General features: G+C 33.3%; 8 protein-coding genes. 4 read left to right on the forward strand and 4 right to left on the reverse strand.

Annotated elements, in window-relative coordinates; all coding sequences use genetic code 11:
• Positions 1 to 478 precede the first annotated feature (478 nt).
• Both E0F76_RS07685 and E0F76_RS07690 read left to right on the forward strand, forming a co-directional pair.
• The gene (locus tag E0F76_RS07685; protein ID WP_132003766.1) at positions 479 to 4840 is read left to right on the forward strand and encodes a PKD domain-containing protein; all 4362 of its coding nucleotides are present in this window, start codon (positions 479 to 481) and stop codon (positions 4838 to 4840) included.
• A gap of 18 nt (positions 4841 to 4858) precedes the next feature.
• Positions 4859 to 5863 (forward strand): PorP/SprF family type IX secretion system membrane protein, encoded by a 1005-nt coding sequence (locus E0F76_RS07690; RefSeq protein WP_132003769.1) that lies wholly within the window; start codon positions 4859 to 4861, stop codon positions 5861 to 5863.
• Between the two features lie 19 nt (positions 5864 to 5882).
• Here E0F76_RS07690 and cydB read toward each other — a convergent pair whose 3' ends face one another.
• The 3 genes from cydB to menD all read right to left on the reverse strand — a co-directional run bounded on the left by cydB (position 5883) and on the right by menD (position 10075).
• A complete protein-coding gene (gene cydB / locus E0F76_RS07695; protein WP_132003772.1) occupies positions 5883 to 6920 on the reverse strand; it encodes a cytochrome d ubiquinol oxidase subunit II in 1038 nt (345 codons plus the stop codon).
• An 18-nt stretch (positions 6921 to 6938) separates the two neighbouring features.
• Positions 6939 to 8282: a cytochrome ubiquinol oxidase subunit I gene (locus tag E0F76_RS07700; protein WP_132004022.1), complete on the reverse strand. Its 1344-nt coding sequence runs from the start codon at positions 8280 to 8282 to the stop codon at positions 6939 to 6941.
• A 131-nt stretch (positions 8283 to 8413) separates the two neighbouring features.
• Entirely contained in the window at positions 8414 to 10075 is a 1662-nt protein-coding gene (gene menD / locus E0F76_RS07705) for a 2-succinyl-5-enolpyruvyl-6-hydroxy-3-cyclohexene-1-carboxylic-acid synthase (protein WP_132003775.1), read from the reverse strand.
• Positions 10076 to 10268: 193 nt separating this feature from the next.
• Here menD and E0F76_RS07710 point away from each other — a divergent pair, with 193 nt between their 5' ends.
• Positions 10269 to 11438, forward strand: coding sequence for a thioredoxin family protein (locus E0F76_RS07710; protein ID WP_246022013.1), 1170 nt, complete (start codon positions 10269 to 10271; stop codon positions 11436 to 11438).
• Positions 11439 to 11440: 2 nt separating this feature from the next.
• On the forward strand, positions 11441 to 11938 hold the full coding sequence (locus tag E0F76_RS07715; RefSeq protein WP_132003781.1) for a GNAT family N-acetyltransferase: 498 nt from the start codon (positions 11441 to 11443) through the stop codon (positions 11936 to 11938).
• A 1-nt stretch (position 11939) separates the two neighbouring features.
• On the opposite strand, the gene E0F76_RS07720 is transcribed toward E0F76_RS07715, so the two are convergent.
• Positions 11940 to 12512 carry a glutathione peroxidase gene (locus E0F76_RS07720; protein ID WP_132003784.1) on the reverse strand — a complete coding sequence of 191 codons (573 nt, stop codon included), beginning with the start codon at positions 12510 to 12512 and terminating at the stop codon, positions 11940 to 11942.
• Positions 12513 to 12703: the final 191 nt, after the last annotated feature.

Below are 12703 nucleotides of genomic sequence, written 5' to 3' on the forward strand. Positions count from 1 at the left end.
GTATTATGATTAATTGAAACAATGTTAATTATCAAACTTACATTTCAATATTGACACTATTTTCAGAAAACAAAATAGATAAATGCTTTATTGATTGTGCTGCAATTTATTATATTCCAATACAAAAACACTTTCCAGCTTTGCTTAATTACACCTATATAAATCGCCTTTCTTTAAAATTAATTACAATACCAACTCCATAAATACCCCCTTCAACCTTAACAACGAAATCAAATCTCAAACTGATATTCACTCACCAATTATTATTTTTAAAATTCAACTAATACTCATAATAACAAGTGTAAGGAAACAACCCTTAACACTCCAATAAATCAATCAAATAAAAAAATAATTTCACCTATATTGAGTCTCAATAAAGGCAAATTATCTTCTTATACTTCGTGCAGAAAAAAAAACATATTTTTTTATTTTTGTAATAAAATATCTCTATTTTTACGCCTTTAAATTACTTTGAGACATGAAGAATTTTTACTTATTACACTTACTTTTACTATCAATAATTACCTCTTCAGTATATAGTTTTGATAACAATAGTAAATTACTTTTGCCGCCAAGCATAAATTTTAGTTTTAGCAATGACGGTGCCTGTTCTGGAACTCCTGTTACATTCAACCCAACAATAACTGGCAACGCTCCTTTTACGTACAAATGGAATTTTGGGGACGGAAGCTCTTCAACAAGCAATTCTCCAAGTCATTCTTTTACCGCATTGGGTTGCGGCTTACAAAATTTCAGCATACAATTGACGGTTACCGATGCTAATGGTGAAGTCAATACGATAACAAAGTCTATTTCGGTAAAGCAAAAACCAGATATAAAATTTTCAAACTTAAATTCTCCGGGATCAAATACTCCTTTTGAAAGATGTGGAGACAACAATTCGAACCCAAAATACACCATTAATGTTGGAAATAATTCCAATTCTATTTCATGTATTTCTTCCTATGATGTAGATTGGGGTGATGGCACTTTTGATACAAATGTTACTTTTCCGAAAATGCATGACTACCTGAAAATAGGTTCTTTTAATATGGTTATAACTGGAAACGGAAGTAATGAATGTAGTAATTCAATCACTTATGTAGTTAAAAATTCTAACAACCCACTTGGTGCTCTTATCGCTCCAGGAAACACCACAAATTTATGTATCCCTGTTGCACCAATGGATTTTGCCATCGGATCTTGGGCTCTCAATCCTTCTGACACTAATTATCAGGTTAATTATGGTGATGGAACTTCTCAAAATTATACTCAATCACAACTAGAAAGTTCCTCTTATTATAATAATTTAAATCCTCAAGCTTCTCAAAATTTCCCAATTCCGCATAAATTTACTAGATTCAATTGCCCTTCAGGAAATACAGTTAGTTTAACAATTACAACTTCTTGCGGCAGCACCTATCTTACAGCTGGTCCTATTATAATTTTAGATGTTCCAACAATTAGTTTCAATGTAAGTAATATTGTTTGTGCCAATACCTCTGTGTATTTTAACAATACCACAATTGCGGGTTACACCAATGGTTGTAGTACTTTTAACGTTTATACTTGGGATTTTGGAGACGGAAGTGCGCCTTCAAGACAAGTAAATCCTAGTCATGTTTATACAACGCCAGGAACTTATACCATAAAATTATCGGCTCAAACACCTTGTGGAATTGGAGCATCTACAACAAGAACAATATGTGTTGAACCCATATTACAGCCTAATTTCACTTTTGGAAATGCCTGCGCTTCAACAACGCTTCAAATGAATAATACCACCGATACCCGTTTAAGTTGTGGACCCCAAAGTTATTATTGGGAAGTTACTAACTATTATGAAGGTTTTTGTGGTAAAGAATCCGTTCCAGGAACTGGTAGAGGACAATGGAATTTTGCAAACGGAACCTACTCTTCGTCTGAAAATCCTGCTTTTAATTTTACGTTACCGGGAACCTACTACGTGAGACTTAGGACTCGAAATTCGTGCGGAATAGATCAATACATTACCAAAACTATAGAAGTTAAAAAACCACCTGTTATCACTTTAGAACCTATTTCGGATTTTTGTAATTCGGCAACAATTAAGCCAGTTGGAAAAGTAGAACAAAGCTGTGCTCCAAGTAATGAGATAACTTATTTATGGACTTTCCCTGGCGGTACTCCTTCAACTTCTACATCACTAGACCCAGGTTCTATAAATTACACCACAAGCGGGAATTATCAGGCTACCTTTAGCGTTAGCAATAGCTGCGGAACGGTTTCAAAAACAGCCAGCTTTTCGGTTGATTTAGTTCTTTCTCCTATTATAAAACCAAAGACTGTAAAAATATGTAGTGGTAATTCTTTTCAAATTGCTCCTGTAACTAATGGTATTGACAACGTACCTCCAGGAACTACTTATATATGGTCTGCGCCAATAATTTCTCCCCTTGGTTCAGTTACTGGAGCAAGTGGGCAATCAACTCCAACCACAACTATCAGTCAAACATTAACCAATACAACTCCAAATCCTGCCACCGTAACGTATACTGTATCGCCAATATCTGTTATCTGTCCTGGTCCAAATTTTACAATCACAGTAACTGTTGATCCTTTAATAAAGGTAATTGAAACTATAAAAGGCACTACTTGTTTTGGCTCAAATGATGGATCCATTGCTGTAAATGTAGCTGGTGGTATTCCTTTTACAACTGGAAATCCATACAAATTCTCTTGGACTGGCCCTAACGGTTTTACAAGTACAGATGAAGATCTTTCGAATTTAAAACCTGGCTATTATAATTTAACTGTTATTGATAATGGTAATTGTCCTTTTGCAAAAAGTTACTATGTTAGTGAACCTGGTTTATTTCAATTTTCAGGAAGTAAAAATGACATCAGCTGTTTTGGTTTAAATAATGGAAAAATTAATTTATTTACATCTGGAGGAACCGCTCCCTATAAATATCTGTGGACAAAAGATGGAAATCCTTTTACTCCCATCACCGGAAATCTTACTAATTTATCTGCTGGCGTTTATGAAGTAACTATTACAGAAGTAAACAATTGTGATATCCTCAAAGGATCTTATACCATAATTGAGCCTCCTTTGTTAGAACTAAGCTATGTAAGTCAAGTTGATATTTTGTGTTACGGATATTCCACTGGAGAAATTGATGTAAAAACAGTTGGCGGAAGAGCTACTGAAATTTCTCCAGGAGTTTTCAAATACACTTACAATTGGACTGGACCAAACGGTTTTAGAAGTTCTGTTCAAAATTTAAGAAATGTACCCGCAGGAACTTACAATCTAACCGTTACTGACAATTCTGGCTGTACAGATAATTTACAAGTCACTTTACTGCAAAATGCTGAAATAAAATTAACATACACCAAAACCGAAATTGCCTGCTATAATTATGCTGATGCATCGATTACTATTAATGGTATTACTGGCGGAGTACCTTTTGCAACTGGCGAACCTTATATCATAAAATGGAGCAATTTAGGGACTGGACTTGTACAAAATAATTTAACTGCTGGAACTTATATAATTACCATTACCGATTCATTAGGCTGTCCAAAAGTATTTACTATCGTTATTGACAATGCCCCTGTTTTTACCATAAATCCTGATGTAAGACAAATTTCTTGTTTTGGCGAAAGAGATGCTCACATACGATTAAACCTTGTTGGTGGCAAAACTCCTGTTTCACTAATATGGGATGATGATGCTACAGCAGGTATTGAAAGAAATAATCTAGGGCCAGGAAAATATAGTGTTTCAATTACTGATGCTAAATCCTGTAAAATAAAAGAAACATTTGTAATAATTGAGCCCTTATTGTTAGAACTAAAAGCTGATGTAACCAATCCTTTAAATTGCTATGCAGCTGATACAGGGGCTATCAATTTAGTCGTTACTGGTGGTACGCAGCCGTTTAAATATTCTTGGTCCAATGGTGCAATTACCGAAGATTTAAGCAATCTTACTCCTAATAATTATACGGTTACGGTAACCGATGCCAATGGTTGTAAAAAATCAGAATCATGGAAAATCACCCGATTTGAACAACTAACTCCTACTATTGAAGTCTTAACGGATTTCAACTGTGCTACCAAGTATGTTCATCAAACCTTCGTAGGACATGTAAAAGGTGGTATTCCGCCTTACACTTTGAGTTGGTCTGATGGCGTGGTTACGGGTGCAAATAATGAAATTATGAATACTGTAAATAATGGTTTAATACTATTTACTGTTACAGATAGTTTTGGCTGCAAAGCTGATATTCCATACAATGTGAACACTCCTGTTTTAGGCATAGCCGATTTTTCTACAAGTTCTTACGGAAAAGAGGTTTATGATTTATATTCTATTTACGACCCTGTTTTATTTTCAAATTTAGCTACAGGAAGTTTCACAACTATATCATGGGATTTTGGAGATGGTAATTTTTCAGATGAAATGAGTCCGAAACATATTTATACCAGACCTGGAACTTACACTATAAAACAAGTCGTTTCCTATCCTTTTGGCTGCAAATATTCACACGAGGCTACAATAGTCGTAGAAAAAGGATATAGCCTAGCTATGCCAAATGCGTTTACACCAAATAATGATGGAACCAATGACTCATTTGCGCCAGTATTTCTCGGATTAACTAATATAACTCTAGATGTTTTTGACACCTGGGGAGGTATTATCTACTCAGAAACTGGAGAAAATATTCGTGGCTGGAATGGAGAAATAAAAGGAATAAATGCTGAAAACGGCAACTATTATTTTAAAATCACAGCAAAAACCTTTTACAATCATACCGTTACAGACAAAGGGGCATTCACTTTAATTAAATAAAAGCAATAGATAAAAAAAATGAAATTCAAACTATTTATCATAATTATCACTTGCTGCTTTTATTCTAAAATGAGTGCGCAAGACCCAATATTTACTCAATATTTTTTAGTCCCAGAAACATTAAATCCAGGTTTCTCCGGCTTTATGGAAACGACTTACACCGGAATCATACATCGAGAACAATGGCCTGAATTAGACTTAAAAATCAGTACCGACTATGCTTTTGTCAATACTTGGATCGAAAGCATGAATAGTGGCCTGGGTGTGAGTGTACTAAGTCAAAGAGAAAATATAAACAACTATAATTTCACCGAAGTCAATGCTAATTATGCTTATAAAGTACGAATTAGTGATGATTGGTGTTTTAGACCTGGAATAGAAATTGGCTATGGAATAAAATCCTATGGTTTTCAAAATTTATTATTAGAAGATCAAATTAACATCCGATCAGGTAATAATAATGCAAACTCTATTGATCCATTTGCATTCAATGATAAAGTTAACTTTTTTGACTATAATGCAGGTATGGTTTTTAATACCGATGATTTATGGATTGGTTTGTCGATGAAACACCTCAACAGGCCAAATATTTCATTTGCTGGAGATGCAGGAAATGTTCCCTTAGCTACTTTCTTCTCTTTGAGTGGTGGCTATGAATTTCTTTTGGCAGAATATGTGGATGTTCTATTTTTTCCTTATGAAACTAAAATGTTTGTAACTTCAAACTATATGCAACAAGGACGTTACAACCGACTTGATATAGGAGCATCAATACTGTTTGAAAAAATGTTTTTTGGAGCCACTGCCGTTACTAATCCAGCTAAAAATGGCATGAATAACCAACTCCTAACCTCGATTAATTTATTTACAGGATTACAGTATGAAAATTTAAGACTAGGATTTTCTTATGATTTAAACACAACAAAAATCGGAAAAACTGGCGGAGTTTATGAGTTGTCGCTAACGTATCAATTTAATATGGACGTCAAATGTTTTGGTTGTCCCAATTATACTGCGAAATAAAAATTACTCTCAAACTCCCTTAATAACTCGTATCGTCCAATTTTACTTTTCCGTTAAATGTTCGGTACAAAAAGAAAAAATAGCCAGCCAATAATGGAGCCCCAATTACTACTATAGTCAACATAATTCCTAACGATTTTTGTGACGAAGCGGCGTTGTATATAGTGACATTATACTTAGGATCGATTGTAGAAATTAATAATGTTGGATATAATTGCAAAGCAACTAAAATAAGTAAAAAAGCCATCGTTAGTGACGAAAACACTAATGCTAACATATATTGTTTTTTGGAAACCAATCGAGGAACATTGGCAACAGCCAAAAATGAAATTACAGGAACAACAAAATAAATGGGGTGTTCTCTAAAGTTTGCTGTTACTTCAGGAATAAAAACAAGAGTATAAAGCGTTGTCATTCCAAAACTTAAGATAAAAAAAACCATTCCTTTTTGCAGTAAGAAAGCAAGTCTGTCATGCAATCGGTCTTCTGTTTTCAGCAAAAGATAGATAGCACCTTGAGTCATAAAAATAGAAAGCGTGGTAATACCTACCATGATGGCATACGGATTTAGGAAGGAGAAAAATACGCCTCCTTTATAGGTATAATTGGGACCTATAGCAAACCCTTGCAAAATATTTCCCAATACAACACCTAACAAAAAAGCAATAAGAATACAAGACACACTATAAATTATATCCCACCCTTTTCTCCACCACGCCATTTCTTCGGCACTTCTAAACTTAATTGCTGCCGCTCGCAATACATTGAACATTAAAAACAACATAAACGGAATGTACATGGCCGATAACATCGTAGCATACATTACAGGAAATCCAGCAAATAATGCTCCTCCACCAATAACTAACCAAACTTGATTAGCATCCCAAACTGGACCGATGGCGTTTATTGCAATTCTCCGACTTAAATCTTTTCTAAAAAACAAATGCCAAGCCCCTGCTCCAAAATCAAATCCTTCTAAAATTGCATAACCCGAAAACAATAATCCGATTACTAAATACCATAATGTTGGATAATCTATTCCTAAAAAATATTCCATAGCGTTACGTATTAAAAATTATAGTATTGAGGGTGTCTGGATTTCATCATAAGGTCCATGTTTTATTTTTTTATTTACAGAATAAATAAATAAAATCAATAAGAAAGTGTAAACAACTGTAAACATGACTAATGAAAAAATAATTTGATTCGCTGATACTTCTTGAGAAAAAGCTTTGCTAGTTCTCAATAGACCATATACCACCCAGGGTTGCCTTCCCATTTCGGCAGTGAACCAACCCACTTGATTGGCTATTTGAGGTAAAATAACTGAAAAAGAAAAAATCCATAACAACCATTTCTTTTCAAATAATTTACCACGCCACCACAAAAAACTGGCGTATAATGTAAGCCCAATCAATGTCATTCCTATAGCGACCATGATATGATAAAATTGGAAAACAGCATTTATTTGACTCGGTCGGTCTTCAACTGCAAAGTCATTTAATCCTTTTATTGGAGCATTAAAATCTTGGTGTACTATGAAGGATAATCCACCAGGAATCCCAATTCCTGTCACTTTTTGATTTTCTTTATCAACCCAACCCAAAAGATATAAATCAGCAGGGGAATTTTTCTTGAAATGGCCTTCCATAGTTGCCAGTTTTGCCGGTTGATTTACCGCAACTCCATCGGCTGAACTATGCCCAGAGATCAACTGAGTCAGTGAAAAAATAGTTGCTACTACTAATGAAATTTTGAATGCTTTTTTAGATATTTCGACATAACGACCTTTTCTGATATAATACGCATGCACACTTAAAACCAAAAATGCACCTGCTAAAATAGCCCCTTGCCAAGTATGAATTATCCGATCTACACTTGAGGGATTGAATACCATTGCCCAAAAATCGGTAACTTCGGCGCGTGCATGTAATCCCTTGCCTACTATATGATAACCCGCTGGAGTTTGTTGCCAAGAATTAGCGACTACAATCCAAACTGCAGAGAACATGGAACCTAAAAAAACACCTAGTGTTGAAACAAAATGTACCCATGGTTTCACTCGATTCCATCCAAAAAGTAAAATCCCAAGAAAAGTACTCTCTAAACCAAAGGCAAATAGTCCTTCGGCAGCCAATGCGCTTCCAAAAATATCGCCAACATACCGAGAATATACCGCCCAATTGGTTCCAAATTCAAACTCCATTATGATTCCGGTTGCAACACCAATACCAAATGTTAAAGCAAATAATTTAATCCAAAAACGAGTTAATATTTCATATTCTTTATCTCCAGTTTTGAGATAAAGACCTTCCATTATCACCATAATCAATCCAATCCCGATACTTAAAGGTGGATATATGTAATGGAAAGCGATAGTAAAGGCAAATTGTATTCGAGCAAGTATTTCAACATCCATAATAAAAAGTTTATTCAAAAATATTCTTGTTTTATTTTAAAGTGAATAGCAAAAGTCACGTTTAAATTAAGTTTAAGTTCAAAATAGTTTAAGATTAGAAAATTGTAATGTTATTTTTATAATCTAAAATACTACACCAATTCCTTGAAATACTGCAACAAAATTTTGTCGTTTTCTCTCGTTGGAGTAAAAATTTCTAAAATACATGGTATTTCATTTTGGGAATAGAACGTTTCCAAACTATTCTCTAAACTCGTTTCATCACTTGCAATACTGTATTCAAAACCATACATCTTGGCCAAATATTCAGCAGTATGACAATGGGATGTTTCGAAAAATTTATTGAATACCGGCGTTTCTTCGTGACCAGGTAAAATCCTAAATATACCTCCACCTCCATTATTAATTAAAATGATCTTAAAATTTTTTGGTATGTATTCGTTCCAAAGCGCATTACTGTCATATAAAAAACTAATATCTCCTGTGATGAGTGTAGTTTGTTTTTCATTGGCCACAGCCGCACCAATGGCTGTAGAAGTACTTCCATCTATTCCACTAGTTCCACGATTGCAAAAAACGGTAATTGAAGAATCTATTTTAAATAATTGTGCGTAACGAATGGCCGAACTATTGCTGAGATGCACCATAGAATCATGCTTCAAAGAAGAAATTATTTTTTCAAAAACCTTAAAGTCTGAAAAAGGAATTGTATCTAAATATTCTTGATGTTTGGATTGTCGCAAAGAGGCGATCGCTGCAAAAGATGATTTGTATTTAGAAGGAATCGGAATCGTAAAGTTCAAAAACTGATTGAAAAACTGGTTTGGATTTACTTTAAAATGTTTCGTCAAACAGCCATAAGTGTCATACGCTCTTAATTCATCAATATGCCAATGATTTGAAGGCGCATACGCTCTTAAAAAACCTTTTATCCTTTTAGAAACCACCATTCCGCCAAAAGTAATCAAGATTTCTGGCTGCAATTTCACGAACTCTTTTTTGGTAAAAGGTGTAATTATGGTATCAATGTTATGTAAAAAGGATGGATGATGTAAGTTTGAAGTCGTTTCTGTCATTACAACAACCGAATCATCTTTAGCTAGAAAATTTATTATTTCAACATCAATTGCATTGGGTTTGTTTTCTCCAACAAGAATTAATTTCTTTTTGGATTTATTCCAAATATTAGTGTAAGCAATTATTTCATCTATAGAAATTTTCTTTTGTTTTTTGGCCAAAGCCGAAATAGTTACATCGACATTTAATTTAGACACTGTTTGATATAACGGCTCTTCAAAAGGGACGTTGATATGAACTGGTCCTTTTTTCGTGAAAGCCTTATTTATAGCTTTATTTATTTCTAAATCATTTTCAACAGAGGCCTCTTGTGATAAATTGGCATTATAAAGCGAATGATTTTTAAATACATTTTGTTGGCGAATCGTTTGCCCATCTCCAATATCAATTTTGTTTTGTGGCCTGTCTGCAGAAATAACTACCAAAGGAATTTGATTATAAAATGCTTCGGAAAAAGCAGGGTAATAATTCAACAAAGCAGAACCCGAGGTACATACTACTGCTGTAGGTTTATTTGTTTGTTGTGCTATTCCAAGTGCAAAAAATGCCGCACATCGTTCATCAGCAATGCTAAAACAATTGAAATCAGGATTACTCACAAAACCTATAGTTAAAGGCGCATTTCGTGAACCTGGAGAAATGATGATGTTTTTTATTCCTTTAGCAAGACATATTTCAATGACGCTTTGCGCTAAAGGTATTTTAGGATAAACCATTCTTGTTGTTTTTTGCCTCAATGACACTAAGACTCTAAAGGCATTTATTTTTTACAAAGTTACAAACTTAGACTATTATTTTACTTATAAATACCAGATATTCGGTACTATTATTGCATAAAAGAAATATATTTGTAAAAATCAATTTAATAGAAAATTTATAAATTAATAATCCAACTATTATATGCGTTTAATGTGTTTTTGCTTCTTTTTTATTTTTGTTCAAACTGGAATTGCTCAAACCAGTTTTAAATTTGATGAAAGGAATTACCAAACCATACTTAGTACATCGAAAACTGAAAATAAACCGATTTTCATGATGCTATACGCAACTTGGTGTCCTCATTGTAATAAAATGAAAAATACCGTATTCAAAGAAGAAAAAGTTAGAAGTATGTTAAGGACTAATTTCATTTGCACTTGGTTTGATATCGATACTCCCGAAGGTAAAATTTTAAATACTAAATTCAATTTGACTTCTTTACCCACATTTGTCTTTTTAGATTCTAATGAAACCGAACTCTACCGTTTAAAAGGGGAATTATCAACTTCCGATTTTATTCAAGAATTAAATAACGCTTTGAATTCAAAGCTACAATTACCTTTTTTAGAAAAAGAATATATAAACATGCCTAGCGATTCCCAAAAATGGCTGAACTATATGAATGTGTTAAAAAAAGGGAAAGATAGAGAGTATTTAGCCGAAAAAGTGAAAGCCTATTTTGATTCACAAACAGATGAACAACTAATAAGTCCCACAAATTGGGTAATTATCGCCAATTGTGTTACTGATATTTCATCTAGAGAATTTCAATTTGTATTAAAACATCAGATAGAGTTTGAGGCAATAAGCTCACCGTTGAGAGTGGAGCGTAAAATTATAAGTATTGTAACCGAATCACTCAAACCACTTACAGAATCATTTGACACCATAGCCTATTACCAAAAACGAAAAATAGCAAAAACCATACAATTACAAAAAACAGATTCATTAATATATCGGTACGATCTTACTATCGCCGAAAGAACTGGGAACTGGTCAGCCTATAAAAAAATAGCCATCGAATCAACAGAAAAATTTGCATGGAAAGATCCCACATTATTAAAGGAAATTTCTCAAAACTTTTTGAAATATATAACTGACGTTCCTAGTTTGAATCTGGCTATTAAATGGACAACTCATTCCTTATTATTGAACGATTCTTATGACGGAAACCTTTTGCTTTCGAACTTATATTTAAAAACTAACAATAAAAATTCAGCAATAACGGCTGCCCGAAAATCAAAAGTTATTTGTACAGCTTATAGTTTTAATCCAAAAGAGGTAGACGAATTATATATTAAATTGGGCATAACTAAATAGTCATGGATATCAAAATTAGACCGTACCAGATAGAAGATACACAAGCCATTTTGGAAATTATAAATTATAATATTCTTCATTCAACGGCTTTATATGATTACACTATTCGAACTTTTGAACAACAAAAAAACATCTTAGAAGATAAAGTCAACAAAGGATTTCCTGTGATTATTGCTGAATTTGATGGAAAACTGGCTGGTTTTGCAATGTATGGTGAATTTAGGTTTCGAGAAGCCTATAAATTTACTGTAGAACATTCCGTTTATGTAAATGAAGATTTTCAAGGGAATGGTATTGGTAAACTTCTATTAGCAGCATTAATCCAACTAGCCCGAAAACAAAAACGCCACACTATGATTGCCGTTATTGATGCGGAAAATCAAAGTAGTGTAGCGTTTCATGAGAAATTTGGTTTCTCTACTGTTGGGATTATCAAAGAATCCGGATTTAAATTTGATCGATGGTTGGATTCTGTTTTTATGCAGCTTATTTTAGAGTAAACTAGCTTTTAATCCAATTTACAATTTCAGGATCGGTTGGTAAGGTTTTCGAATAATATACTTTTACCAATTCCCCTTTTTCATTAATTAAATATTTTTGAAAATTCCATTTTACCTCAGAATCTTCTACTCCATTTTTAGCTTTTTGAGTCAAGAATTGATATATTGGATTCATGTCATCTCCTTTTACTGAAATTTTGCTCATCATTGGGAACGAAACTCCATAATTGAGTTGGCAAAAACTAGCTATATCTTCATTGCTACCTGGTTCTTGCTTGCCAAAATTATTGGCTGGAAAGCCTATAATAACAAAACCTTTATCATGATAATCTTTGTATAAAACCTCTAAATCCTTATATTGTGGTGTGAATCCACATTTCGAAGCTGTGTTTACAATCATTATTTTTTTACCTTTCAAAGAAGCAAAATCAAAGGTTTCACCAGATAAATCTTCAACTTTAAATTGATAAATCGTTTGCTTTTCCATTTTGTTTTTATTTTTATCGGTTTGAGCTTGACTCTGAATCCCTATAAAAAGGAATAGTCCACATGTAATACTTATAATTTTTTTCATTGTTTATTTTTTGTATAAAAATAGTCAAAATGACATTCGAATAACTACAACATTCCTTAAAGTTTTATTAATTTTAAACCTATTGGGTGCTATTCAATTTAGTTTATTTTTTCAATCAAACTTCTACAAACTTGGTACAAGCTAGAGATTTAGCCTTCATTAAATTTGATAAGACGCTTCATTTTTTAAAG

It is taken from the genome of Flavobacterium cellulosilyticum (assembly GCF_004349355.1).
In the GTDB taxonomy this organism is placed as follows: Bacteria; Bacteroidota; Bacteroidia; order Flavobacteriales; family Flavobacteriaceae; genus Flavobacterium; species Flavobacterium cellulosilyticum.

Coding starts and splice junctions, on each gene's coding strand:
- E0F76_RS07685 (WP_132003766.1), top strand. CDS start 479: ATGAAGAATTTTTACTTATTACACTTACTTTTACTATCAATAATTACC.
- E0F76_RS07690 (WP_132003769.1), top strand. CDS start 4,859: ATGAAATTCAAACTATTTATCATAATTATCACTTGCTGCTTTTATTCT.
- cydB (WP_132003772.1), bottom strand. CDS start 6,920: ATGGAATATTTTTTAGGAATAGATTATCCAACATTATGGTATTTAGTA.
- E0F76_RS07700 (WP_132004022.1), bottom strand. CDS start 8,282: ATGGATGTTGAAATACTTGCTCGAATACAATTTGCCTTTACTATCGCT.
- menD (WP_132003775.1), bottom strand. CDS start 10,075: ATGGTTTATCCTAAAATACCTTTAGCGCAAAGCGTCATTGAAATATGT.
- E0F76_RS07710 (WP_246022013.1), top strand. CDS start 10,269: ATGTGTTTTTGCTTCTTTTTTATTTTTGTTCAAACTGGAATTGCTCAA.
- E0F76_RS07715 (WP_132003781.1), top strand. CDS start 11,441: ATGGATATCAAAATTAGACCGTACCAGATAGAAGATACACAAGCCATT.
- E0F76_RS07720 (WP_132003784.1), bottom strand. CDS start 12,512: ATGAAAAAAATTATAAGTATTACATGTGGACTATTCCTTTTTATAGGG.